The sequence below is a fragment of the Cupriavidus sp. UGS-1 genome (assembly GCF_021213615.1).
GTDB lineage: Bacteria > Pseudomonadota > Gammaproteobacteria > Burkholderiales > Burkholderiaceae > Cupriavidus.
Genome location: NZ_JAJQJF010000010.1, coordinates 37073 through 60919, shown reverse-complemented (window position 1 = coordinate 60919; position 23847 = coordinate 37073). Strand labels below are relative to the sequence as shown.

The window sequence follows — 23847 nt, the reverse complement described above, 5'->3', positions numbered from 1 at the left end:
GCGGCAATCCGGTTGGGCGATGCGGGCATCGTCTGAGGGTTGCGAGGCATGGCCGACCGCTTACGCGACCGGTGCCTCGACGGGACGTTTCAATACGGCGTGCTGCAGCGTGGCGCGCAGGTCGGCATCGGGCACGCTGGTGATCAAGGCCTCGCCGAGCTTCTTCAGCAGGATGAACTTGATCTGGCCGGCTTCGGCCTTCTTGTCGACCTTCATCAGTTCGATGTAGCGGTCCACGCCGAGATCGGGCGCGACGACCGGCAGCATCGCGGCGGCCACCAGCCGCTCGATGCGCGAGCGCGTCTCGATGTCGATGAAGCCCAGCCGCAGCGACAGGTCCGCGGCCATCACCATGCCGCAGCCGACCGCCTCGCCGTGCAGCCACTCGCCATAGCCCATGCCGGCCTCGATTGCATGGCCGAAGGTATGGCCGAAATTGAGCGTGGCGCGGATGCCGCCCTCGCGCTCGTCGGCGGCCACCACCGCGGCCTTGATCTCGCAGGAGCGCTGCACGGCCAGCGCCATCATGTCGGCATCGCAGGCGTTGAGCGCGCCGATATGCTGCTCGATCCAGCCGAAGTAGTCGGCGTCGGCGATCGCGCCATGCTTGATGACCTCGGCCAGGCCCGCGGCCAGTTCGCGCGGGGGCAGCGTCTTCAGCGTGCCGATATCGGCGATCACCGCCTGCGGCTGGTGGAAGGCGCCGATCATGTTCTTGCCGAGCGGATGGTTGATGCCGGTCTTGCCCCCCACCGACGAATCGACCTGGGCCAGCAGCGTGGTCGGCATCTGCACGAACGGTACGCCGCGCATGTAGCAGGCCGCGGCAAACCCGGTCATGTCGCCCACCACGCCGCCGCCGAGCGCGATCAGCGTGGTCTTGCGGTCGGCGCCGGCGCCGAGCAGCGCATCGAAGATCAGGTTCAGCGTCTGCCAGTGCTTGAAGGACTCGCCGTCGGGCAGCGTCACCGTGCGCACGATCTTGCCGAGACCGGCCAGCGTGGCTTCGACGCGCGCCGCGTACAGGGGACCGACGGTCTCGTTGGTGACAATGACGGCGTGGCGGCCACGGATATGGGGGGCCAGCAGATCGGCGCGGTCCAGCAGGTCCGCGCCGATATGGATGGGATAGCTGCGCTCTCCCAGGTCGACTTCAAGCGTGATCATCGGTCTTGGTATCTTGGGCCGGCTCGATGCCGGCATCGCTGCGGGCATCGTCGGGAACATCGTTGCGGGGATCGTTGCCGCCGGCCGCCGCGGCGATCCAGCCGGACATCTCGAGTTGCATCAGCACCATATTAGCAAGCTGGGCTACCGAGGGCTTGCCGGTCTCGATGACGAAATCGGCGACCTCGCGATAGAGCGGATCGCGCTCGGCATACAGCGCCTCCAGGCGCGCCTTCGGGTCCTGCGTCTGCAGCAGCGGCCGGTTGCGGTCGTGCCGCGTGCGCAGCCACAGGTCGTGCGGGCTGGCGCGCAGGTAGACCACGGTGCCGCGCGCCTTCAGCCGGCTGCGGTTCTCGGGCCGCAGCACCGCGCCGCCGCCTGTCGCCAGCACGATGCCCTGGCGCTGCGTCAGCTCGTCGATCATCTGCGCCTCGCGGTCGCGAAAGCCGCTCTCCCCTTCGTGATCGAAGATCACCGGGATGCGAACGCCGCAGCGCGCCTCGATCTCATGGTCGGAATCGAAGAAGGAATAGCCGATGCGGCGGGCCACGGTGCGGCCGACAGTGGTCTTGCCGGCGCCCATCAGGCCGACGAAAAAAAGGTTCGGACGGGAAGCGGTCACGGATTCGCGGCGAGCCGATCGGCGCTCTGCAGGCGGCTCGCGGGTTGGAAACGGCATCATCTTCTTATGTCGGGCCCGGCGGGGCAAGACCCGTGCAGCCGCGCGGCCCGCTCCAGCGGCGAATCGCCGGCGAATATCGCCAGCTCCTGCCGCAGGCCAGCGCCGACGCTGCATTGCGGGCCTCAGTCTACTGCATCGCGCCGGGCGGGTCGCGTGAATGGCCGCGGCCCGGCGCGCCGGCATCATGCAGGATGCGCGGCGTCAGGAAGACCAGCAGCTCGGTGCGGTCGCGCCAGACCGCGCGGCTGCCGAACAACCGGCCGAGCACCGGGATATCGCCCAGCAGCGGCACCTTGGCGGCGTCGCCGCGCTCGGCGCGCGTATAGATGCCGCCGATCACCGCCGTGCCGCCGTTCTCGAGCAGCACCTGGGTCTGCACGTGCCTGGTATCGATCGCGAAGCCCTGCGTCGTCTGCACGCCGACGCTGTCCTTGCTGACGTCGACGTCGAGCAGCACCTGGCCCTCGGGCGTGATCTGCGGCGTCACCTCCAGCTTCAGATTGGCCTTGCGGAACTGCACCGAGGTCGCGCCGCTGGAGGTGGCCGCCTGGTACGGCAACTCGGTGCCCTGCTCGATCAGTGCCTTGATGTTGTTGGTGGTGACCACGCGCGGGCTAGACACGATCTTGCCCTTGCCGTCGGCCTCCAGCGCCGACAGCTCCAGCGCGACGAAACGGCTGGCCGCGCTGTTGAACAGGCTGACCGCCAGGTGGCCCGGATCGGCGCCATGCAGCGCGCCGGCCGGCAGGCTGAGCAAGGGGCCGGGTTCGCCGGCCGCGCCGGGAATCACGTCGGACAGGGTATCGGCGACGCGGCCGCGCCCGTATTGCGCGGCAAAGCTCAGCTTGACGCCCAGATTGCGGCTGAACTTGTCGTCGGCCTCGACGATGCGGGCCTCGATGATGACCTGGCGCACCGGCACGTCGATGCGGGCCAGGAAGGCGGCGATCTGCTGCAGCCGTTCGGGCAGGTCCGCGACGAACAGCTGGTTGGTGCGCGCGTCGGCGGTCAGGCTGCCGCGGCGGGACAGCAGCCGCAGCGGGGAGGCGCCCGCCGATGCGCCGTGCCCTTGCGAACCGCCGTATGGCCCCGCGCTCGCCGCCGGCGCCATGGATCCGCTGCCGAGCAGCAGCCGGCGGACATCGTCCGCACGCTGATAGTTCAGCTGGAACACCTGGCTGCCGACCGGCTCCAGGTCGGCCAGTTGCTGCCGGGCCTCCAGCTCCTGCCTGTCCCGCGCCGCGAGCTCGGCGCGCGGCGCGACCCACAGCACATTGCCGTCGCGCCGCGACGCCAGTCCCTTGGCATCGAGCACGATGCGCAGCGCCTGCTCCCACGGCACGTCCTTGAGCCGCAGCGTCAGATTGCCCTGCACGCTGTCGCTGGCGACCACGTTCAGATCGGTGAAGTCGGCGAAGACCTGCAGCAGCGCGCGGACATCGACGCGCTGAAAATTCAGGGACAGGCGCTCGCGGGTGGGCGAAGGCGCGGCGTCGGCCGCCGGCGCCTCGACCGTGGGCACGGCCAGCGCGCGCAGCGGAATCGCCCATGGCATGGCCAACGCCAGCGCGACCGCCATCCGCGGCGTCAGCTCCCTCAGCAGGCGCGCGATCACGCCGGCGCATCGAGCGCTAGGCGGGACGTCGTTTCGATCCATCGATCCTCTCCGTTCCAGACGCGCTCGCGCAGCACGATCTCGTCCCGTTCAATGCGCATCACGACGCCATCGTGGCGCCCCACACGCTGTCCGACCTGCAGCGCCGCGACCAGGCCGTCCGCGCCCACGCCATCGACCCGCACCAGGCCGTAGGCGCGGCCCGCGCCGTGCAGGCTGCCGACCATCCGCATCTGCTCCAGCGCATACGCCTCGAGCGGCTCGCGCGCCCGCGCCTGACGCCGATCGGCGAGCCAATCGTCCGGCGGCGCGAATAGCGGCGCAAGCAGCCGCGCGTAGGCGAAGGGGTCCGCCGCCGCCGGGTCAGTGTCGCCGGCATGGTTCGCGTCGAGCAGAGGCAAGAGAGGTGGCGAGTCCGGCGGCGTGGGAGTCCATGCCACCGGCGGCACGGCCTGGGCCGCGGCTTTCCCGCGCGGTGTGCGCGCCGCCCGCTGCTGCGCCTCGCGTTCGGCCGCATCGAGCGCGCGGTAGGCCAGCGCGACCGCCTCCATCGTCAGCCCGCCGCCCTGGCTGCCGCCCTTGCCGGCCGCCAGCTGCATCGACTGCAGCGTCACCAGCCTCGGCAGGGCCGCGATATCGGCCAGCCAGGCCGTGATTTCGCGATAGCCGCCGTCGACGCGCAGCTTCAGCGGAATCCGGGCGAAGTCCTCGCCCGCCGCCACGGGCTGCGGCTGGAACAGCGCGATCCGCAGGCCCCGGGCGGTGGCGAGCGTGCTCAACGTGACCAGCAGCTCGTCGACACCGCCATGATTGGGCAGATGGCGCTCGCGCATCGCCAGCGCCTGCGTCAGCTCGGCCAGGCGCCGCCGCGTCGGCTCGGCGCTCGCCGCCTCGGCCGCCTGTCGCGCGGCGGAATGGCGCAGCGCGGCTTGCTCGGCCCGCCGGCTGTCGAGCAAGGCCAGCTTGTCGCGCCAATGCCACTGCCATCCCGCCGCCAGCACGGCGCACGCGACCAGCATCGGCCACAGCGGCGGCCAGGCGGGAAACCCGCGCAGCGCGCCGGCATCGCCTTGCGCCGCGTGGCCGAGCCAGGACGCCGAGGCCGGCGGCAGCTCATCGTCTTCATGCGGGACCATCCACACTCCCGTGCGGCTGCGACGACGTTGGCGAGGAAGCGCCGACCGTGCTGCCCGTGCCGGTGGTGTCGGCCGGGCGATAGACCAGCCGGACCGAGAACGCGAATCCCGCCGCCGCATCGTCCGCTGTGCCAGCCGCGCCCGCCGCGGAAGATGCCGCCCGGGACTCGATCAGTTCGGCCCGCGCCAGCCACGGCAGCGGCTCGAACGCGCGCAGCAATGCCGCCACGCGCTCGTGACGGCGCGCCACGCCTTCGATCGTCACCGTGTCGTCCTGCTGGCTGACGGCGCCAAGATGGACGCCTGGCGGCACAAGGCGGGCCAGCGCATCGAGCAGTTGCGCGGGCCGGACGCGATTCCGCAGCAGCGCATCGAGCGCGCGGCCGCGCCGGCTCGCCACGTCGATCTCCTGCCGCAGCCGGGCGGCGTCGCGCGCCGGCGCTTCCCATTGGCGGGCCCGCTCGGCCAGCGCGCGGTTCTCGACCTCGACGGCCGCGATACGCCGATCCACGCCATAGCCACCCAACAGCACGGCAGCGCCGGCAACGCCGGCAGCGGCACGCCATCCCGGCCGCAATGAACCAGCCCGCCGCGCCAGATGACGGGCGAGACGACGTGCACGACGACATGCCAGACCTGCAATCCGCGCCGCGCGACCCGATCCCCGCCGCCAAACCCGCTGCCCCGGTATGCTCCTTTCCATCCGTCGAGCCCCTTCGTCGATCCCCTGGTCCGGCGCGGCGTTGAACTCGGCGGCCCGAACGCGGCTCTAACCGGCGCTTTCCCTGCTGACCGCCGATCCTGCCGCCGCCAAGTCACCGCCTACTCGCCGCCACCCTGCCGCCCCGCCGCTTGCCTGCCCGCCCGTCGCCGACACCGCGATCCGCGCCACGATCGAGGCCGCGCCGATGGACCGATTCTCGGCAGCCGGACACGGCACCGGCAATGCGACGCCATGCCCATCGAGCCAGTTTTCGCAAGTCACGGCGCGATTGCGCTTGGGCCGCGGGCGCCCATACTGGTATCAGCGGCGACGATTTTTGGCCTTACATCTTGTAACAGCATGGATGCGCCCGCCACGGCACTACCCGCCCGGGAGCCGCGAACGCGGGCGATATAATCCGGGCACCTCCAACTAGGTATTACCCAATGGCTACTGCACAACAGAAGCCGGCTAAACCGGCTCGCCGCCCGCTGTGGATACGCGCCAGCTACTGGGCGCTGGGCCTGATGGCCGCGGGTGTCGTCACGGTGGCCCTGCTGCTCGGCTACGCGCTGCTGGTCGCGGCGCCGAACCTGCCGTCGCTCGATACGCTGACCGACTACCGTCCGAAGATTCCGCTGCGCATCTACACCGCCGACAACGTGCTGATCGGCGAATTCGGCGAGGAGCGGCGCAACTTCGTGCCGATCGCCGAGATCCCCGACGTGATGAAGAAAGCCGTGCTGGCGATCGAGGACGATCGCTTCTACGAGCATGGCGGCGTCGATTTCATCGGCGTGCTGCGCGCGGGCCTGGCGAATCTGCGCGGCGGCCTGTCGCAGGGCGCGTCGACCATCACGATGCAGGTGGCGCGCAACTTCTTCCTGTCCAGCGAGAAGACCTACACCCGCAAGATCTACGAGATGATGCTGGCGTACAAGATCGAGGCGAACCTGAGCAAGGATCAGATCCTCGAGCTGTACATGAACCAGATCTACCTGGGCCAGCGCGCCTACGGCTTCTCCAGTGCCGCGCGCGTCTACTTCGGCAAGTCGATCAAGGACGTCACGGTGGCCGAGGCGGCGATGCTGGCCGGACTGCCGAAGGCACCGTCGGCCTACAACCCGGTGGTCAACCGCAAGCGCGCCAAGGTGCGGCAGGAATACATCCTGCAGCGGATGCGCGACCTGGGCTATATCACGCCGCAGCAGTACGACGAGGCGGTCCACGAAGAGCTGAGGGTCCGCAACGAGGGCAACGAGTTCTCGACCCACGCCGAATACGTGGCCGAGATCGTGCGCCAGCTGATGTACGCGCAATACCGCGAGGAAACCTACACGCGCGGGCTGACGGTGTACACGACGCTGACCAAGGCCGACCAGGACGCGGCCTACGAGGCGGTGCGCGCCGGCATCATGAACTACGAGCGCAAGCACGGCTATCGCGGCCCCGAGGCCTTCATCGACCTGCCGTCCGATCCGGCCGAGCGCGAGCAGGCCATCGACGACGCGCTGGTCGAGCATCCGGCCAGCGACGACATGCGCTCGGCGGTGGTCACCGCGGCATCGAGCAAGCAGGTGCGCGCCGTGCTGCTGTCCGGCGAGGAGGTGGTGATCGAAGGCTCGGCGCTGCGCTATATCGCGCCGTCGCTGGCGGCCAACGCCCAGCCCAAGGTCAAGATCCGCCCGGGCGCGATCATCCGCGTGGTGCAGAACGACAAGGGCGCGTGGTCGGTGGCGCAGCTGCCCGAGGTGGCCGCGGCGTTCATCTCGCTGAACCCGGAGGACGGCGAGATCCGCGCGATGGTCGGCGGCTTCGACTTCAACCGCAACAAGTTCAACCACGTCACGCAGGCCTGGCGCCAGCCGGGTTCGAGCTTCAAGCCGTTCATCTATACCGCCGCGCTGGAAAAGGGCTTCTCGCCGGCGACCGTGATCAACGACGCGCCGCTGTCGATCGGCCCCGATACCGGCGGCCAGGTGTGGGAGCCGAAGAACTACGACGGCCGCTTCGAAGGTCCGATGACGATGCGCCGCGCGCTGGCCAAGTCGAAGAACCTGGTGTCGGTGCGGATCCTGCGCGCGATCGGCACGCAGTACGCGCAGGAGTACATCACGCGCTTCGGCTTCGATGCCGACAAGCACGCGGCCTACCTGCCGATGGCGCTGGGCTCGGGCAGCGTGACGCCGCTGCAGATGGCGGGCGCCTATTCGGTGTTCGCCAACGGCGGCTATCGCATCAACCCCTACCTGATCCAGCGCGTGGTGGACGCGCGCGGCAACGTGCTGTCCGAGACCAAGCCGCAGCGCGCCGGCGAAGACGCGGTACGGGTGCTGGACGCGCGCACGGCCTTCATCGCCGACAGCATGCTGCGCGACGTGGTGCGCACCGGCACCGCGTACACGGCCAAGCAGCGGCTGGGCCGCAACGACCTGGCCGGCAAGACCGGTACCACCAACGATGCGGTCGACGCCTGGTTCGCCGGCTATACGCCGAAGCTGGTGGCGGTGGCGTGGATGGGTTACGACCAGCCCAAGAGCCTGGGCGTGCGCGAGACCGGCGGCGGCCTGTCGCTGCCGATCTGGATCAGCTACATGTCGAAGATGCTCAAGGGCGTGCCCGAGAGCCCGGATCGCCAGCCGCCGGAAGGCGTGGTGATGGTGGCCGGCGACTGGACGCTGGAAGAGAATGCCGGCGGCGCGGGCGTGGCGTCGGTCGGCCTGGGCGATCCGTGGCCGGGCAAGGCGCCCGATCCGGCCGCGCCGTCGGCGGCCGACCTCGAGCAGGAAAAGCGCCGGATCCTGGAGATGTTCGGCGGCGGCTGATGCGGCCGCGCCGACGGCTCCAGCCGATCGCACAGCAAAAAAGGCCAGCCCGATGGGCTGGCCTTTTTACTGATCGCGACCGTCGTCCCCGCGAACGCGGGGACCCAGTGGCTTTGCAAGACGCCGGATTCCGGCTTTCGCGGGAATGACGTGGTGGTGTTAAGCGTTCCTTGGCGTGCGTGCGGGCCTCAGTCCAGCGTCAGCGCGGTGCCGGCCTGCTGGCTCAGGTAGCGCGACAGCGCCTGGTACAGCTCGGTGCCCTCGCGCGTGTCGACCCAGCGCTCGCCGTCGCGGCGGAAGTGAAAGCCCCCCGCGCGCGCCGCCACCCACAGCTCCTGCATCGGCGCCTGGCTGTTGATGATGATCTTCGAGCCGTCCTCGAACTCGAGCTCCATCACATTGCCGCTGCGGTTGATCTCGATATCGGCGTCGGCCGCATCGGCGGCCTGCTCGATCGCGCTTTCCAGACGATCGAGCTCGCCGGTCGCCAGCGCCAGGAACTCGCTTTCGCTCAAAAGGGACATGCTACACTCCAAGACCGCCAGCCGCGGCCGGTCCCTGCCGGGACCAGTTCCGGGCTGATGCATTGTTCTGCGGGCCAATCCAGTTGCCGACCCGAGTGCCCGCGGGCACCGTTGCCCGGCCCGGCTGCTCCGGTCCGCCTCCCGTTCGACCCCTGTTTCCAAGGACGACCCGATGTTGCGTCGTGTTGCGATTGTAGCGGCGTTTGCCGCCGGCCTAGCGATGCCCCTGCTCGGCGGATGCGGCATTCGCGGCCCGCTGGTGATGCCGCAGCGCCCGCCCGCGCCGGTGCAACCCAGCGTCCCCGACCCCGGCCTGTCGCAGCCGGACGCCGCGCCGATGCCCGCGCGCACGCCGCCCGCCCGCACGTCTTCGTCGTCTTCATCGCCATCGTCCGCCGCGCCCGCGTCCGCTCCTGCCGCTCGATAACATGACCGCATTTTTCCATCGCCGCGACGGTGCCCTTGCCGTCGAACAGGTGCCGCTCGCCCGTATCGCCGAGCAGTTCGGCACGCCGACCTATGTCTATTCGCGCGCGGCGCTGACCGCCGCTTACCAGGCCTACGCCGCCGCCTGCGCGGGCCATCGCGCGCGCGTGCAATACGCGATGAAGGCCAATTCGAACCTCGCCGTGCTGCAGGTGTTCGCGCAGCTCGGCGCGGGCTTCGACATCGTCTCCGGCGGCGAACTGCAGCGCGTGCTGGCGGTCGGCGCCGATCCGCGCAAGGTCGTGTTCTCGGGCGTCGGCAAGTCCGAGGCCGAGATGGAGCTGGCGCTGGCGCACGACGTGCTGTGCTTCAACGTCGAATCGATCCCCGAGCTCGACCGCCTGAACGCGGTCGCGGGCCGCGTCGGCAAGCGCGCGCGCGTGTCGCTGCGGATCAATCCGGACGTCGACGCGCGCACCCATCCGTATATCTCCACCGGGCTCAAGGGCAACAAGTTCGGCATCGCCTTCGACGACGTGCTGCCGACCTACCGCGCCGCGGCCGCGCTGCCGCACCTGGAGATCACCGGCATCGACTGCCATATCGGCTCGCAGATCACCGAGGTGTCGCCCTATCTGGAGGCGCTGGACAAGGTGCTCGACGTGGTCGAGGCGCTCGAGCGCGAAGGCATCGTGCTGTCGCATATCGATGTCGGCGGCGGGCTGGGCATCACCTATGACGACGAGACCCCGCCCGATATCACCGGCTTCGCGCGCACGCTGCTCGAGCGCGTGGCGCAGCGCGGCCACGGCCATCGCGAGGTGCTGTTCGAGCCGGGCCGCTCGCTGGTGGGCAATGCCGGCGTGCTGCTGACGCGCGTCGAATTCCTGAAGCCGGGCGAGGCCAAGAACTTCTGCATCGTCGATGCGGCAATGAACGATCTGGCGCGCCCGGCGATGTACGAGGCCTTCCATCGGATCGAGCCGGTGGTGCCGCATGCGGCGACAAATCCGGGCGAGGCCGTGACCTACGACGTGGTTGGCCCGGTGTGCGAATCGGGCGACTGGCTCGGCCGCGATCGCGCGCTGGCGGTCGCGCCGGGCGATCTGCTGGCCGTGATGTCGGCCGGTGCCTATGGCTTCGTGATGAGCTCGAACTACAACACCCGCCCGCGCGCGGCCGAGGTGATGGTCGACGGCGAGACGGTGCATCTGGTGCGCGCCCGCGAGCGCGTCGAGGACCTGTTCCGCGACGAGAAGCTGCTGCCGCGCTAAGATCGCGACGACCCGTTCGGCGCGGGCGCGGCGCGGCCGGTCCCGCGCCACCACCACCACAGCCGCACCCCGAGCAACGCCGCGACCACCGCGGCGTAGATCGACACCTCGCCGAAATCGTTCTTGCCGGCCTTGTGCCACCAGTAGTGCAGGATCGCCAGCACCGCGATCGCATAGACGCTGCGGTGCAGGGCCTGCCAGCGCCGCCCGCCCAGGCGCCGCACCATCGCATGCGTCGAGGTCGCGGCCAGCGGCACCATCAGCACGAACGCCGCAAACCCCATCGTGATGAACGGACGCTTGAACACGTCCTTGGCCATATAGGCCAGGTCGAAGCCGCGGTCCACGCCGAGCCACAGCAGGAAATGCAGCGTGCCGTAGAAGAAGGCGAACAGGCCCAGCAACCGCCGTATCCGCAGCAGCCAGTTCCAGCCGCTCAGGCGCCGCAGCGGCGTCACCGCCAGCGTCGCGCACAGCATCACCAGCGTCCAGGTGCCGGTGGAGCGCGTGACGAATTCCAGCGGATTGGCGCCGTACTGGCCGGTCGCGCCAAGATAGACCAGGCGAGCGAACGGCAGCAGCGCCAGTACCCAGATCAGCGCCTTCAGCGCGCGCAGCCGCGCCGGCGGCAAGGTGCCGGGCGTGGCGCCGCCGCGGCGCGCGGCTGCCGGCCCGGCGGTGCGCGGGGCGGCCGGCGTCGTCTCGGTGGAAGGCATGCGATGCAAGGAAAAGCGGTCAGAAGAACTTGCGCAGATCCATGCCCTGATACAACGAGGCGACCTGCTGCGCATAGCCGTTGAACGGCAGCGTCTTGCGCTTGGGCGCGAACAGCGCCGCGAAGCCGCCGCCCTTGTCGTCGCCGATGCGGCGCTCGGTGGCCTGGCTCCAGCGCGGATGGTCGACTTCCGGATTCACGTTCGAATAGAAGCCGTACTCCTGCGGCGCGGCCAGGTTCCAGCTGGTGGCGGGCTGCTTGTCGACGAAGCGGATCGCGACGATCGACTTCGCGCTCTTGAAGCCATACTTCCACGGCACCACGATGCGCACCGGCGCGCCGTTCTGGTTCGGCAACACCTCGCCGTACAGGCCGAAGGTCAGCAGCGTCAGCGGATGCATGGCCTCGTCCAGGCGCAGCCCTTCGCGATACGGCCAATCGAGCACCGGGCTGCCCAGTCCCGGCATCTGCTTCTTGTCGGCCAGCGTGACGAACTCGACGTACTTGGCGCTGCCGAGCGGTTCGGCGCGCCGGATCAGCTCGGCGAGCGGGAAGCCGATCCACGGGATCACCATCGACCAGCCCTCGACGCAGCGCAGCCGGTAGACGCGCTCCTCCATCGCCGCCATCTTCATCAGGCCGTCGATGTCATACGTCCTGGGTTGCCGCACCAGCCCTTCGACCTTGACCTGCCACGGCCGTGGCCGCAGCGTGCCGGCATTGCGGGAAGGGTCGGACTTGTCGGTGCCGAACTCGTAGAAGTTGTTGTAGGTGGTGACGTCCTCGTAGGGCGTGCGCTTGTCGGTCACCACATAGGCCGGGTTGGGCGTGGCGGCCAGTTTCTGCCCGCGGCCCGGCTGCTGCGCCAGCGCCTGGCGCGCGGCCCACGGCGCCAGCGTGCTGCCGGCCGCGCCGGCGGCGACCATCGCCAGCCAGCGGCGGCGCGCGGCGAACGCCTCGGGCGGCGTGATCTCGCTGGGCGGAATGTCGTCGCCGCGCAGCCATTTCGGAGAGGGAATCCACATCGTCGTTCCTTGCTTGGCGGAGCGCCGGCGCGCCGGGCGGCCCCGCGGGCCATGCCGGGCCGGCTCAACTTGGACCGGCTGGCCGGTGTTTGGTGCGACGGGCCACGCCGCCCGTGGCCGACGCCTCACGACGCCTCACGACGCCTGACGGTGCCTTACGGCGTGGCGATGTGCCACACGTTCATCACCTTGTCGCCGGTGCGGTCGCCCGGCTTGGTGTCCTTGGCGAAGCGGTACAGCGGCTTGCCGCGATAGGCCCACTGGCGGCTGCCGTCGTCGCGCGTGATGATCGTGTACTGGCCGGTCGCCGAGGTGCCGGGCTGGGCCAACAGCGGCGGCCAGTTGACCGCGCATTGTCCGTTGCAGACGCTCTTGCCGCTGCCCGCGGTATCGCGATCGAAGGTGTACAGCGTCAGGCCTTGCGGATCGGTCAGTACGCCGTTGCTGACCTTGACGGTCGGCGGCATGTTGCCGGTAGAGCTGGCCGTGCTGCTGGCGCTGGCGCTGCTGCTGCCCGAGCCCATGCCCATGCCGGAACAGGCGGTCAGCAGGACGGCGGCGGCAATGGTGACGGTGGCGGTGACGGGAAGCGCAAGACGACCGGAAGCGGTAAGGCGCGAGAGGGTCATGATGTCTGTCTCCAGGAAAAGTCGGCGCCGCCCACCGGCGCCGTGTTTCCCAGTAAACACCGTCAGGCGCCGTTTTATTCCCTTTCCAATAAAAAAACCTGCCCGAAAGGGCAGGTTTCCTCGCTTTGTCACCCTGAAAGGGCGCTGTCGATCACAATTCGCCGTAGCTGTGTAGCCCGGACAGGAACATGTTGACGCCCAGGAAGGCGAAGGTCGTGATCAAGAGGCCGATCAGCGCCCACCAGGCCGCCATCGCGCCGCGCAGGCCCTTGATCAGCCGCATGTGCAGCCAGGCGGCGTAGTTCAGCCAGACGATCAGCGCCCAGGTTTCCTTCGGGTCCCAGCTCCAGTAGCCGCCCCAGGCCTCGGCCGCCCACAGCGCGCCGAGGATCGTGGCGATGGTGAAGAAGGCGAAGCCGACCGCGATCGCCTTGTACATGACGTCGTCGAGCAGCTCCAGAGCGGGCAGGCGCTCGGCCAGGATGCCGCGCTGCTTCAGCAGATAGGCCACCGCGACCATCGCGGCCAGCGCGAAGGTGCCGTAGCCGATGAAGTTGGCCGGCACATGGATCTTCATCCACCAGCTCTGCAGCGCCGGCACCAGCGGCTGGATCTCGTGCGCATCGCGGCTGACCGTGTACCACAGCAGGAAGCCGACGGCCGCCGACACCACCAGCATCACGAACGGGCCCAGCGCGCCGGTGCGGTAGCGGCCCTCGTAGTACAGGTGGAACAGCGTCGTGATCAGCACGAACAGCACGAACACTTCGTACAGGTTCGACACCGGGATATGGCCGATATCGGGACCGATCAGGTAGGACTCGTACCAGCGCACCAGCATGCCGGTAAAGCCGAGCACGACCGCCGCCCACGCCAGCTTGTGGCCGATGCCGTAGCCCGTTTGCGAGCGCGCCAGCAGGCCGCCCCAGTAGAACAGCGTCGACAGGAACACCAGCGCGCACATCCACAGGATCGCGGACTGGCTCGACAGCAGGTACTTCAGCAGGAAGGCCTGCTCGGCGCGCGCCAGTTCGCCCTGGTACAGCTGCACGGCCAGCAGCGCCAGCACGGCCAGGCCCGCCATCAGCGCGCGCACCGGCTTCCAGTGCCAGCCCAGCAGCGCAAAGGTCGGCACCGCGCCGATCAGCACCGCCTTGTCGTAGCCGTCCATCCACTGGCCATAGCGCGCCAGCCCGACGCCAGCGCCGACCACCAGCAGCAGCGCATAGAGCCAGTCCAGCCACGACAGCCGGCGCAGGAACGAGGGCTCCAGATACGAGGTGTCCGCTGCCGCCGGGATCTGCCCCTGGTTCGCCGTGGGATTGGCGGGGGCGTGCAGCTTGGAAGAATTGGAAGACATGACGAAATCCCTACCGTGTCGCCGGCGCCGCTGGCGGCGCGTCCTGCGCTGCCGCCGCGGCACGCTGCACGTCCTCGCGCAGCGCGGCGAATTCCTTCTCGAAGTCCAGGGTGCGCCGCTGGGTCGACATTGCCATCAGCACATGGCTGCCGGCGGCCCGTTGCGACGCATCGCTCGGATCGGCGTCCGGCTTGGCATCCGGGTTGGCATCCGGCTTGGCATCCTTGACCCAGACCCACACGCGGCGCTCGCGGATATACAGCATCGCGAACACGCCCAGCACCAGCAGCAGGCAGCCAAGATACACGATGTTCTTGCCAGGCGCACGGGTCATCTGGAACACGCTGGCCTTGACCTCCTGGAAGTCGTCCAGCTGCAGGAACACCGGCGCCACGTAGAAGAAACTGTCCGACAGCGCGTTGATCGCCTGCTGCAGGAAGGCGCCGCTCTGCGCGCTGTTGGCGACCACCGGCAGTTCGGCGCGTTCGCGCGCCAGTTGCCACAGCTCCCACATCGAGCCGTTCAGGATCTTCAGCAGCACGTCGGCCGCCTTCTGCTGATCGGCCTGCGGCACCGAGCGCTCGAGGAAGGCGGCGATCGCGGCAAAGCCGCCCGGCGGCGCATCGGCATCGTGGCGCGCGGCGCCGGCGAACAGGTCCAGCGCCCGGCGCGCGCTCTCGGCCAGCTGCGCGCGCACCTCGCCCTTGTCATCGCCCGGCATCGACGCCAGCGCGAAGCGGCGCGCGGCCTCGCCGCGCAGCGCGCTGTCCTGCAGCGCCGCGCGCAGCCGCATCCAGTCGGCCACGCTGCCCTGCTCGTCGGCCGGAATGCGCAGATAGCGGAACGGCTCGTTGGGCGTATCGCGCGTGCCCGCCAGGAATACCGACTGGCCGTCGAGCTGCACCGGCACCATGTAGTTGTGGAATTCGCGGGCCTGCCCGTTGCGGTCGCGCAGCTTGTACTGCACGGACGGGCCGACATTGCGCAGCTGCTTCTCGCGCTCGGGGTTGGCCGCCGCGCCCAGGCGGGCCTCGATGCGCTCGTTCAGCGAGCGCGTCGCCACGCCGCGCGCATCGGTCTTACCCGACGCATCGGTGACGTTCTCGATGTTCATCAGCCGGAAGTCGCTGAACTCGACCGCCAGCCCTTGCGCATCGACGTCGCTGCCCGTGCCCTTCAGCGGCGCGCTGTTGCCGACGGTGCCGGCAAACGCGAAAGTCTTCGCCGAGCTTCCCTGCATCGGATAGCCGACGAACTTCAGCCGCGAGCCGCCGTCCTCGAAGCTGGACTGGTAGATCGCGATGCCATCGACGATCAGCGGCTCGTTGACCTTGATGGTGGCGGCCGTCTGCTTGCCGGTCGCGCGGTCGGTGACGACCACGTCGGAGGCGAACAGCTTCGGCATGCCGGTCGAGTAATGCTCGATGACGAATTTCTTCAGCGTCAGCGTAAACGGCAGGTCCTGCACCAGCGCGCCGTCGGCGATGTTCAGGATCGCGGTCGACACGGTGGCGCCCTCGGGCACGAAGGCGTTGCCCCGAAAACCAGGATTGCTGCTGGAGAGGCGGTGCTGCGGCGGAATCTCGTTGATCACCGCGTTGCCGGTGATCGGCGTCTTGCCGCCGAACCACATCTGCGCACGGATCAGCATGTCGCCATCGAGCAGCCCGCCGATGCAGATCACCACGATCGCCGCGTGCGCGAGGATGTAGCCCAGCTTGTTGGCGGCGCCGGCCTTGGCCGCGAGCAGCGTGGCGCCTTCATGCTCGACCTGGCGCACGCGATAGCCGCGGTTGGCCAGCAGCGCGCCGAGGCGCTGCACGGCGCCAGCCCGAGGCGGCGCGGCATCGAACTCGACGCGGTGGTGGAAGGCGCGCAGGCTGCGCTCGCGCACATGGTCCTTCCACGAGCGCATGTCGCTGACCATCTTCGGCGCATTGCGCACCAGGCACAGCGACGTGGAAACCACCAGGAAGGCCAGGATCAGCAGGAACCACCACGAGCTGTAGACCTTCTGCAGCGACAGCGCATGGAACAGCTCGGCCCAGAACGGCCCGAACTGGTTGACGTAGTTGGCGTACGGCTCGTTCTGCTTGAGCACGGTGCCGATCACGCTGGCAATCGAGATCACCGACAGCAGCGCGATCGCAAAGCGCATCGACGAGACCAGTTCGACGGTATCGCGCAGCAGGCGGTGGGGGGTCTTCAGGCGCAGGCCCGAAGTGGAAGCGGTCGGCATGGCAGGAAAGGCAGGAGGCGCGGGGCGCAAAAGACAAAGAGGGAGGCTCGCTCGCGCAGGCCACCCTCTTCGATTATCGCCGGCTCGTTTGGTTGCGCCCCGCCGCGCCGGCGAGGGCCGGCCGGCCCGGGGCTACCGCTGCGCTCAGCGCAGGCCGGCGACGTAGTCCGCCACCGCCTTGATCTCGGCGTCGGACATGCGCGCCGCGACCTCGGTCATCACCGCGTTGTTCTTGCGGCCGCCCTGGCGGAAGGCCACCAGCTGGGCCTCGGTGTACTCGGAGAACTGGCCGCCGATGCGCGGATATTGCGCCGGGATGCCGGCGCCGGCCGGGCCGTGGCAGGCCGCGCAGGCGGGCACGCCCTTGTTGGCGATGCCGGCGCGATAGATCTTCTGGCCCAGCTCGATGGTGTCCTTGTTCTTCGCGGAGGCCGGCTTCTGGGTCTGGCGCGCCAGGTAGGCGCCGACGTCGCGCATTTCCTGATCGGTCAGCTGCGCCGCGATCGGCGTCATGATCGGGTTGTTGCGAACCTTGGCCTTGAAGTCGGCCAGCTGCTTGTGGGCGTATTCGGGGTGCTGCGCCGCCAGTTTCGGATTGACCGCGGCGCCGCTGTTGCCGTTGGCGCCGTGGCAGCTCAGACAGGCGGGGACATTGCGATCGGGTGCGCCCTGCGTGTAGAGGGTCTCGCCCTTGGCCGGGTCCGCCTTGGCGGCGGCTTGCTCGGCGGCCGAGGCCAGACCCGTGAAGGCCGTTGCCGGCAAGGCCAGTGCTACGACAGCCACAAGTTTCGCAATGCCATTCATTCGCACACCTTGTCTGAATTGTTTTGAATTCGCTATCGCGTGCCGGTCAGCCTCCGGCCTGCGGTGAGGACGCGCATTGGGGCAAAAGACGGGATAGACCCCGTTGGCAGACCACTGCCGGCCGTTCATCACCCGATGCTGTCAGGTCATGCCGGCCGCCAACAAGGCCAAAAGAACGTCGAACGCCACCCGGCCGGGAGGCCGTTAACCGCGGTATTGTACAATAAATCGCTTCCCGGATAGACGCTTGGCGCACTCCCGCGCGGGCCTCCCCGACCCTGCCTCTCCCTCATGTCTCTCCTACACCAGGCCCGCTTCTTCACCACCGTCAACCATCTGCGCGACCTGCCGGCCACCGCTGTGCCCGAGGTCGCCTTTGCCGGACGGTCCAACGCGGGCAAGTCGACCGCCATCAACGTGCTGTGCAACCAGAAGCGGCTGGCGTTCTCGTCGAAGACTCCCGGCCGCACGCAGCACATCAATTTCTTCGCGATCGCGCCGGTCAAGGCGCCCGATCCGCTGGCCTTCCTGGTCGACCTGCCGGGCTACGGCTATGCGCAGGTGTCGGGCTCGGCCAAGTATCACTGGCAGTCGTTGCTGAGCGACTACGTGCAGGCCCGGCAGCAACTGGCCGGGCTGGTCATCATGATGGATGCGCGCCGGCCCTTCACCGATCTCGATTGCCAGATGGTCGAGTGGTTTCTGCCGACCGGCAAGCCGATCCATGTGCTGCTGACCAAGGCGGACAAGCTGACCAGCAGCGAAAATGCGCTGGCGCTGCGCGAGACGCGCCGCGTGCTGGCCGACTATGCGGCCCAGCTGGAGAACCCGCCCTTGCTGACCGCGCAGCTGTTCTCGAGCCTGAAGCGCCGCGGCATCGAAGAGGCGCAGCGCCATATCGCCGGCTGGCTGGGGCTGCCGGAGGCGCAGCCAGCCGCTGCGGCGCCGTCCGCCGATGCCGCGCCGCCGACCGGCGAAGAAGCGTCCGGCGACGAGCCCGGCAGCGGCGGAACCCCGTCGTAACCAGGCGAGCAAAACAAGGGCGCAAAAAAAACCCCGCTGCAAGCAACGGGGGGGAATATTCCCGCCGCGAGGCGGGTACCCGCTCAGGGAGGAGTAGCGGGGGACCTCGCGCCACGCACGCGGCGCAACGCAAAGGGTCCGCGAGTATGATAGCGGGCACGCACAAAAGTTTAGTTTTTTATTGGACGCGGGACGCCGCCGCCCGGCAGGCCAAGCCCCTGCCACATCCGGTCCCTTCGCCGTGACGCCGTGGTCGCCCGGGTATCGTGGGCCGCTGCGCTCCGCCGTCCCCTGACTGACGATCCCACCATGTCCACCTTCCCCGAATTCCGCCCCCGCCGCATGCGCCGCGACGACTTCTCGCGCCGGCTGATGCGCGAGCACCGGCTGTCGCCGGACAACCTGATCTACCCCGTGTTCGTGCTCGACGGACAGGGCCAGCGCCAGAGCGTCGCGTCGATGCCCGGCGTCGAGCGCGTGTCGGTCGACCTGCTGCTGCCGGTCGCCGAGCAATGCGTGCAGCTGGGCGTTCCGGTGATCGCGCTGTTCCCGGTCATCGATCCGTCGCTGAAGACACCTGACGGCATCGAGGCGACGCGCGACGACGGGCTGATTCCGCGCGCCGTGCGCGCGCTGAAGGACCGCTTTCCCGAGCTCGGCGTGCTGACCGATGTCGCGCTCGACCCGTACACCAGCCACGGCCAGGACGGCGTGCTCGATGCCGACGGCTACGTGATGAACGAGGAGACCGTCGAGATCCTGGTGCGGCAGGCGCTGACCCAGGCCGCCGCCGGCGTCGACATCGTCGCGCCGTCGGACATGATGGACGGCCGCATCGGCGCCGTGCGCAACGGCCTCGAAGAGGCGGGACACATCCACACCCGCATCATGGCCTACTCGGCCAAGTACGCATCGGCGTTCTATGGTCCCTTCCGCGACGCGGTCGGCTCGGCCGCCAATCTGGGCAAGGGCAACAAGATGACCTACCAGATGGACCCGGCCAACACCGACGAGGCGCTGCGCGAGGTCGCGCAGGACATCATGGAAGGCGCCGACATGGTGATGGTCAAGCCCGGCATGCCGTATCTGGACATCGTTCGCCGGGTCAAGGACGAATTCCGCTTCCCGACCTACGTCTACCAGGTCAGCGGCGAGTACGCGATGCTGAAGGCGGCCGCGCAGAACGGCTGGCTCGACCACGACAAGGTCATGATGGAATCGCTGCTGGCGTTCCGCCGCGCCGGCGCAGACGGCATCCTGACCTATTTCGCGCTCGACGCCGCCCGCCTGCTGGCGCGCTGATCCCTCGCGCATGCAGCTGCTCGGCTTTTCCGCCAGCCAGGTCCATCCGCTCGACTCGCTCGAGGGCGCGCGCGCCTTCCTCGCCGAACAGGCCGCGCCTCGCTTCGTCTGGGTCGACTGCACCCTCGCTGAAGTCAGCGCGGCGCCGGCGGCCTGGCGCGACCAGCTGCAGACGCTGACCGGCGCGCCGGTGCTCGACCTGCATCTGGCCGACGCCACCAATGCCGCGCATCCGTCGTTCTTCGACACGACGCATGCCTACGACATGGTGATCTTCCGCAAGCTGACCTTCGAAACCAGCCGGCTGATTGCGGAAGCCGGCAGCGAGGGACCGGCACCGGTTGTCGCCAAGGCGAACGGCAGCGGCGCAGAGACTGCGGCGGTGGCGGGGGCGGCGGGGGCGGCTGCCACCGCGGGTACAGCCATCAATGCTGCAAAACCACGCCGCCACCCGCCCGGCTTCCTGCCCGCGCTCGCACGCATCGATACGCAGCCGGTGAGCTTCTTCGTGTTCGACCACGTGCTCGCCACGGTGCGGCCGGGCCAGTCGCGCACGATCGAGCAGGTCCGCCAGCGGCTGCTCGAGCTGAGCCGCGCGCCGCGGCCGGAAGTCCGCGGCAATGGCGGCACGGCGCTGGTACACGGCATCCGTCCGCCAACGCGTCCTGAGGACCTGATGCTGCGGCTGCTCAATGCGATGGTCGACCGCTATCTCGACCTGCGCGCGCCGCTGACGCGCCAGCTCGACCGCTGGCAGCGCGCGCTGCTGAACGCGCGCAGCGGCTTCTCCAGCTGGGAGGGCCTGCTCGATGCGCGCATCCAGTTGCGCCGGCTGGAACATCTGTGCGAGGAGCAGCGCGACGCGCTGCAGGAATTCCGCGACAGCCTGCTCGACAACACCTACAGCGACCCGGCCGGCGGCATCGCCAACGACCGCGACGAGGTGCTGCTGGTGCGCATCAACGACGTGATGGAACACATCCTGCGCGTGCTGGCGCATGCCCGACGGCTCGAGGATTCGATCGAGTCCGCGGTACAGATCCACTTCTCGGCCGTGGCGCACCGGACCAACCGCACGATGCGGATGCTGACGATGATCACCGCGCTGTTCATGCCGCTGACGCTGATCACCGGCGTCTTCGGCATGAACTTCGAGCGCATGCCCTGGCTCCAGGAGCCCAGCGGCTTCTGGTGGTCGATCGGACTGATGGGCGCGGTGGTGGCGGGAATCGCGGCGATGTGGGCGGTCGGCCGCTGGTTGTTGCGCGAGTGATTCGGGGCCGGGCGCTGGCCCCGGCTTGGCGTCAGGCCCCTGCCGGACCGAACGCGCGTTCCAGGCTCGCCAGGAACCGTCCCGCGGCCTGGTAGCCGATCACACGCACCGGCAGCTCGCGCCCGTCGTCGCCGAACAGGATGATGCCCGGCGGCCCGAACAGGCCGAAGCGCTTCAGCAGTGCCTTGTCGTCGGCGTTGTTGGCGGTCACGTCGGCCTGCAGCATCACCACGTCGGCCAGCCGTGCCTGCACGCGCGGATCGCTGAAGGTGAAGCGCTCCATCTCCTTGCAGCTGACGCACCAGTCCGCATAGAAGTCCAGCAGCACCGGCTTGCCGGCGGCACTGGCCTGTGCGATGCGGGCATCGAGTTCGGCCACCGAGCGGACCCGTTCGAAGCGCACCGCCTCGGCCGCCGGCGCTCCGTCACGGATGCCGGCCACCAGATGCGACAGCGGCTGCAGCGGATTGCGGCTGCCCGAGGCCAGGCCGACCAGCAGGATCGCACCGGCCAGCGCGGACAGCACGCCCAGCCCCTTGCCGAGCCGCGCTACCGGATGCGGCTCCGCACCCAGGCCATCGAACGCGCGCAGGAACACCGCGCCGACCAGCAGCAGCGTCGCCCAGCCCAGCATCGACAGCCACGGCGGCAGCACCGGTCCGATCATCCACAGCGCGACACCGAGCAGCAGGAAGCCGAACACACGCTTGGTCGCCTCCATCCAGCGGCCCGCGCGCGGCAACAGATTGCCGGCTCCGACGCCGACCAGCAGCAGCGGCACGCCCATGCCGATCGCCATCGCGAACAGCGCGGTGCCGCCGGTCCAGGCGTCGCCACTCTGCGCGATATAGGCCAGCGCGCCGGCCAGCGGCGCGGTCACGCAGGGACCGACGATCAGCGCCGAGATCGCGCCCATCGCGGCCGCGCCCGCGATCTGGCCACCCGGGCGGCGATTGGCCGAGTCGGCCAGCCGCGTCTGCCAGCGCTGCGGCAGCTGCAGTTCATACAGGCCGAACATCGACAGCGCCAGCGCCACCATCAGCGCGGCGAACAGCGCCAGTACCCAGGGCGTTTGCAACGTCGCCGCGAGCCCTTCGCCGATCAGCCCGGCGGCGACGCCGACCGCGGTGTAGACCACCGCCATGCCGAGCACATAGGCCAGCGACACGACGAAGGCGCGGCCGCGGTGCACGTGCTCGCCGACCACGATCGATGACAGGATCGGCACCATCGGCAGCACGCAGGGGGTGAAGGTCAGCAGCAGGCCGAGGCCGAAGAACAGCGCGACGATCGTCAGCAGATGGCCGCCGGCAAGCGTCGCCGCGATGCGGCCGCTGTCATCGACGGCCTTGCCGGCATCCGCTGGGACCACCGCGCCGCGATGTTCCGAACCGGCGGACAGCGGCGTGGCGGCGGCGATGGCGGGCGTCACGTTGGCTGACGTCGCGTTGGAGCGGCCGCCCAGCAGCGTGCCGATGCCGGCGCCGCCGACTTCGTAGACGCTCTCCATCGGCGGATAGCACAGGCCCTTGTCGGCGCAGCCCTGCGAGGTCACGACCAGCGTCCATTTGCCGTCGGCGGGCGCGGACTCGACCGGCACGCGGATCGTCACCGTGTCGCGGTAGGTCTCCATCTCCTTGCCGAAGGTCTCGTCGAACTTGACCTTGCCGGCCGGCAGATCGGGCGCGCCGAGCCTGACCTGCGCCGGTTGCGCGGCGAAGGCAAAGCGTTCGCGGTACATGTAGTAGCCCGGCGCGACATCGAAGCGGACCTCGACGGTGCGCGTGTCGATGGTGCGGGCGGCGAAGCGGAAGGCCTGCTCGGGCGGCAGGAAGTCGTCCTGGTCGGCGGCGCGCGCCAGGCCGGCGCCAAGGCACAGCCAGGCCGTCAGCAGCGCCAGTGCGATCGCGGCCAGCCATTGCCACCCTCGCCCGCCTCGCCCGCCTCGCCCGCCTCGCCAGCCTCCGCTGCGCGCTGCGCCCTGCCCCATGACCCCGTCCATCGACCCCAAGGTGCTGCCCATCGTCGGTTACCTGCTGTTTTTCGTTATGCCGCGTCGTTGCCCGCTCGAGCGTTGCCGTTGCCGCCCGGCGTCGCGGTCTGCTGGACGACCCAGTCCAGATAGGCCGGCAGCCCCGCCTGCACGGGCAGGGCGACGATCTCGGGCACGTCGTAGGGATGGTGCTGGCGGATGACCGCTTCGAGCGCGTCGTAGCAAGCCCGCGTGGTCTTGATCAGCAGCGGCAGTTCGCGCGCGGTCTCGATCGCGCCCTGCCACCAGTACTGCGACTCGCAGGCCGGCAAACGGTTCACGCACGCGGCCACCCGCGCCTCCAGCAGCGCGCGGGTCAGCGCGGTTGCGCTGTCCTCGTCCGGCAGCGTGGTGATCACGACCAGTACCTGCGGTGCGTCCATCGAAATCGCTCCTGCGTGACGCCGACTCAAAAACGGCGGCCCAAAAACAAAAGAGCCAGGCAATTGCCTGGCTCGATTGTAAGCGGTTCGCCCATCCGGAGCGCCCGTGGCGCCCGCCGCGTCGAATCAGCGGTCGGTCCGGCGGTCGGACGAGCGAAGAGGCGAAGGTCTTACTCCGCAGCTTCCTCGGCCGGGGCCTCGGTCACTTCGGGGCGATCGACCAGCTCGACCAGCGCCATCGGCGCGTTGTCGCCCTGACGGAAGCCGAACTTCAGGATGCGGGTGTAGCCGCCCGGACGGGTGGCGTAGCGCGGGCCCAGTTCGTTGAACAGCTTGGTGACCATGTCGCGGTCGCGCAGGCGGGCGAAAGCCAGACGGCGGTTGGCGACGGTGTCCTTCTTGGCCAGCGTAATCAGCGGCTCGACGACCTTGCGCAGTTCCTTGGCCTTCGGCAGCGTGGTCTTGATCAGCTCGTGCTGGAACAGCGAGTTGGACATGTTGCGCAGCATCGCGAGACGGTGCGACGAGGTGCGGTTCAGTTTCCGCAAACCATGACGGTGACGCATGATGATTCCTTTCTAGATCAGTGTTTGACCAGCTCTTCTATCGCCAGCGCCTTCCTTCGGGAGCGCGCCGGCGCGGGCCGGTAGTCGGGTTGCGCCGCCTGGCCATCCGGCCAGGCGGCAGGGACTGGCGGCGGGCGCCGGCTG

The 23847-nt window shown here is 69.2% G+C and carries 19 protein-coding genes and 1 pseudogene; 5 read left to right on the top strand and 15 right to left on the bottom strand.

The window, feature by feature from the left end; translation table 11 throughout:
- Positions 1 to 60: 60 nt before the first annotated feature.
- From aroB to LRR16_RS14480, 5 genes and pseudogenes are all read right to left on the bottom strand, one after another.
- On the bottom strand, positions 61 to 1167 hold the full coding sequence (aroB, locus tag LRR16_RS14500) for a 3-dehydroquinate synthase (protein WP_064577032.1): 1107 nt from the start codon (positions 1165 to 1167) through the stop codon (positions 61 to 63).
- On the bottom strand, positions 1154 to 1789 hold the full coding sequence (gene aroK, locus LRR16_RS14495) for a shikimate kinase AroK (protein WP_023263292.1): 636 nt from the start codon (positions 1787 to 1789) through the stop codon (positions 1154 to 1156). Before aroK ends, aroB begins: the two co-directional genes overlap by 14 nt.
- A gap of 187 nt (positions 1790 to 1976) precedes the next feature.
- Positions 1977 to 3341: pseudogene (locus LRR16_RS14490) on the bottom strand (type IV pilus secretin PilQ); the annotation flags it as partial.
- A 119-nt stretch (positions 3342 to 3460) separates the two neighbouring features.
- Positions 3461 to 4600 carry a pilus assembly protein PilP gene (locus LRR16_RS14485; RefSeq protein WP_232206315.1) on the bottom strand — a complete coding sequence of 380 codons (1140 nt, stop codon included), beginning with the start codon at positions 4598 to 4600 and terminating at the stop codon, positions 3461 to 3463.
- Positions 4587 to 5111 carry a PilN domain-containing protein gene (locus tag LRR16_RS14480; RefSeq protein WP_232206314.1) on the bottom strand — a complete coding sequence of 175 codons (525 nt, stop codon included), beginning with the start codon at positions 5109 to 5111 and terminating at the stop codon, positions 4587 to 4589. Before LRR16_RS14480 ends, LRR16_RS14485 begins: the two co-directional genes overlap by 14 nt.
- A gap of 638 nt (positions 5112 to 5749) precedes the next feature.
- On the opposite strand from LRR16_RS14480, the gene LRR16_RS14475 reads away from it, so the two are divergent.
- Positions 5750 to 8128 (top strand): penicillin-binding protein 1A, encoded by a 2379-nt coding sequence (locus LRR16_RS14475; RefSeq protein WP_064577035.1) that lies wholly within the window; start codon positions 5750 to 5752, stop codon positions 8126 to 8128.
- 188 nt (positions 8129 to 8316) lie between these two features.
- Here the strand turns inward: LRR16_RS14475 and cyaY are convergent, their stop codons facing one another.
- Entirely contained in the window at positions 8317 to 8652 is a 336-nt protein-coding gene (gene cyaY, locus LRR16_RS14470) for an iron donor protein CyaY (protein WP_232206313.1), read from the bottom strand.
- Positions 8653 to 9080: 428 nt separating this feature from the next.
- On the opposite strand from cyaY, the gene lysA reads away from it, so the two are divergent.
- A complete protein-coding gene (gene lysA, locus LRR16_RS14465) occupies positions 9081 to 10352 on the top strand; it encodes a diaminopimelate decarboxylase (RefSeq protein WP_232206312.1) in 1272 nt (423 codons plus the stop codon).
- Here the strand turns inward: lysA and msrQ are convergent.
- The 6 genes from msrQ to LRR16_RS14435 all read right to left on the bottom strand — a co-directional run bounded on the left by msrQ (position 10349) and on the right by LRR16_RS14435 (position 17124).
- The gene (gene msrQ, locus LRR16_RS14460) at positions 10349 to 11068 is read right to left on the bottom strand and encodes a protein-methionine-sulfoxide reductase heme-binding subunit MsrQ (protein ID WP_232206311.1); all 720 of its coding nucleotides are present in this window, start codon (positions 11066 to 11068) and stop codon (positions 10349 to 10351) included. The genes lysA and msrQ overlap by 4 nt on opposite strands.
- A gap of 19 nt (positions 11069 to 11087) precedes the next feature.
- On the bottom strand, positions 11088 to 12092 hold the full coding sequence (gene msrP / locus LRR16_RS14455) for a protein-methionine-sulfoxide reductase catalytic subunit MsrP (protein ID WP_053822667.1): 1005 nt from the start codon (positions 12090 to 12092) through the stop codon (positions 11088 to 11090).
- A gap of 155 nt (positions 12093 to 12247) precedes the next feature.
- Positions 12248 to 12721, bottom strand: a complete 474-nt coding sequence (locus LRR16_RS14450) for a hypothetical protein (RefSeq protein ID WP_232206310.1) — start codon at positions 12719 to 12721, stop codon at positions 12248 to 12250.
- 151 nt (positions 12722 to 12872) lie between these two features.
- Positions 12873 to 14081, bottom strand: coding sequence for a c-type cytochrome biogenesis protein CcsB (gene ccsB, locus LRR16_RS14445; RefSeq protein ID WP_006580171.1), 1209 nt, complete (start codon positions 14079 to 14081; stop codon positions 12873 to 12875).
- A 10-nt stretch (positions 14082 to 14091) separates the two neighbouring features.
- Positions 14092 to 16320 carry a cytochrome c biogenesis protein ResB gene (locus tag LRR16_RS14440; RefSeq protein WP_232206309.1) on the bottom strand — a complete coding sequence of 743 codons (2229 nt, stop codon included), beginning with the start codon at positions 16318 to 16320 and terminating at the stop codon, positions 14092 to 14094.
- 144 nt (positions 16321 to 16464) lie between these two features.
- Positions 16465 to 17124: a cytochrome c gene (locus tag LRR16_RS14435; protein ID WP_006577451.1), complete on the bottom strand. Its 660-nt coding sequence runs from the start codon at positions 17122 to 17124 to the stop codon at positions 16465 to 16467.
- Between the two features lie 291 nt (positions 17125 to 17415).
- On the opposite strand from LRR16_RS14435, the gene yihA reads away from it, so the two are divergent.
- The 3 genes from yihA to LRR16_RS14420 all read left to right on the top strand — a co-directional run bounded on the left by yihA (position 17416) and on the right by LRR16_RS14420 (position 20722).
- Positions 17416 to 18147: a ribosome biogenesis GTP-binding protein YihA/YsxC gene (yihA, locus tag LRR16_RS14430; RefSeq protein WP_232206308.1), complete on the top strand. Its 732-nt coding sequence runs from the start codon at positions 17416 to 17418 to the stop codon at positions 18145 to 18147.
- Between the two features lie 309 nt (positions 18148 to 18456).
- Positions 18457 to 19449: a porphobilinogen synthase gene (gene hemB, locus LRR16_RS14425; RefSeq protein ID WP_006577449.1), complete on the top strand. Its 993-nt coding sequence runs from the start codon at positions 18457 to 18459 to the stop codon at positions 19447 to 19449.
- A 10-nt stretch (positions 19450 to 19459) separates the two neighbouring features.
- Positions 19460 to 20722, top strand: a complete 1263-nt coding sequence (locus LRR16_RS14420) for a magnesium transporter CorA family protein (protein ID WP_006577448.1) — start codon at positions 19460 to 19462, stop codon at positions 20720 to 20722.
- Between the two features lie 31 nt (positions 20723 to 20753).
- Here LRR16_RS14420 and dsbD read toward each other — a convergent pair whose 3' ends face one another.
- The 3 genes from dsbD to rplQ form a co-directional block, all read right to left on the bottom strand.
- Positions 20754 to 22712: a protein-disulfide reductase DsbD gene (gene dsbD, locus LRR16_RS14415; RefSeq protein ID WP_370646820.1), complete on the bottom strand. Its 1959-nt coding sequence runs from the start codon at positions 22710 to 22712 to the stop codon at positions 20754 to 20756.
- A 56-nt stretch (positions 22713 to 22768) separates the two neighbouring features.
- Positions 22769 to 23137: a divalent-cation tolerance protein CutA gene (gene cutA / locus LRR16_RS14410; RefSeq protein WP_006577447.1), complete on the bottom strand. Its 369-nt coding sequence runs from the start codon at positions 23135 to 23137 to the stop codon at positions 22769 to 22771.
- A gap of 170 nt (positions 23138 to 23307) precedes the next feature.
- On the bottom strand, positions 23308 to 23703 hold the full coding sequence (gene rplQ, locus LRR16_RS14405) for a 50S ribosomal protein L17 (RefSeq protein ID WP_006577446.1): 396 nt from the start codon (positions 23701 to 23703) through the stop codon (positions 23308 to 23310).
- Between the last annotated feature and the right edge of the window lie 144 nt (positions 23704 to 23847).

Coding starts and splice junctions, on each gene's coding strand:
- msrP (WP_053822667.1), bottom strand. CDS start 12,092: ATGTGGATTCCCTCTCCGAAATGGCTGCGCGGCGACGACATTCCGCCC.
- cyaY (WP_232206313.1), bottom strand. CDS start 8,652: ATGTCCCTTTTGAGCGAAAGCGAGTTCCTGGCGCTGGCGACCGGCGAG.
- lysA (WP_232206312.1), top strand. CDS start 9,081: ATGACCGCATTTTTCCATCGCCGCGACGGTGCCCTTGCCGTCGAACAG.
- ccsB (WP_006580171.1), bottom strand. CDS start 14,081: ATGTCTTCCAATTCTTCCAAGCTGCACGCCCCCGCCAATCCCACGGCG.
- LRR16_RS14440 (WP_232206309.1), bottom strand. CDS start 16,320: ATGCCGACCGCTTCCACTTCGGGCCTGCGCCTGAAGACCCCCCACCGC.
- LRR16_RS14475 (WP_064577035.1), top strand. CDS start 5,750: ATGGCTACTGCACAACAGAAGCCGGCTAAACCGGCTCGCCGCCCGCTG.
- LRR16_RS14450 (WP_232206310.1), bottom strand. CDS start 12,721: ATGACCCTCTCGCGCCTTACCGCTTCCGGTCGTCTTGCGCTTCCCGTC.
- aroB (WP_064577032.1), bottom strand. CDS start 1,167: ATGATCACGCTTGAAGTCGACCTGGGAGAGCGCAGCTATCCCATCCAT.
- msrQ (WP_232206311.1), bottom strand. CDS start 11,068: ATGCCTTCCACCGAGACGACGCCGGCCGCCCCGCGCACCGCCGGGCCG.
- dsbD (WP_370646820.1), bottom strand. CDS start 22,712: ATGGGGCAGGGCGCAGCGCGCAGCGGAGGCTGGCGAGGCGGGCGAGGC.
- cutA (WP_006577447.1), bottom strand. CDS start 23,137: ATGGACGCACCGCAGGTACTGGTCGTGATCACCACGCTGCCGGACGAG.
- LRR16_RS14435 (WP_006577451.1), bottom strand. CDS start 17,124: ATGAATGGCATTGCGAAACTTGTGGCTGTCGTAGCACTGGCCTTGCCG.
- LRR16_RS14420 (WP_006577448.1), top strand. CDS start 19,460: ATGCAGCTGCTCGGCTTTTCCGCCAGCCAGGTCCATCCGCTCGACTCG.
- rplQ (WP_006577446.1), bottom strand. CDS start 23,703: ATGCGTCACCGTCATGGTTTGCGGAAACTGAACCGCACCTCGTCGCAC.
- LRR16_RS14485 (WP_232206315.1), bottom strand. CDS start 4,600: ATGGTCCCGCATGAAGACGATGAGCTGCCGCCGGCCTCGGCGTCCTGG.
- yihA (WP_232206308.1), top strand. CDS start 17,416: ATGTCTCTCCTACACCAGGCCCGCTTCTTCACCACCGTCAACCATCTG.
- hemB (WP_006577449.1), top strand. CDS start 18,457: ATGTCCACCTTCCCCGAATTCCGCCCCCGCCGCATGCGCCGCGACGAC.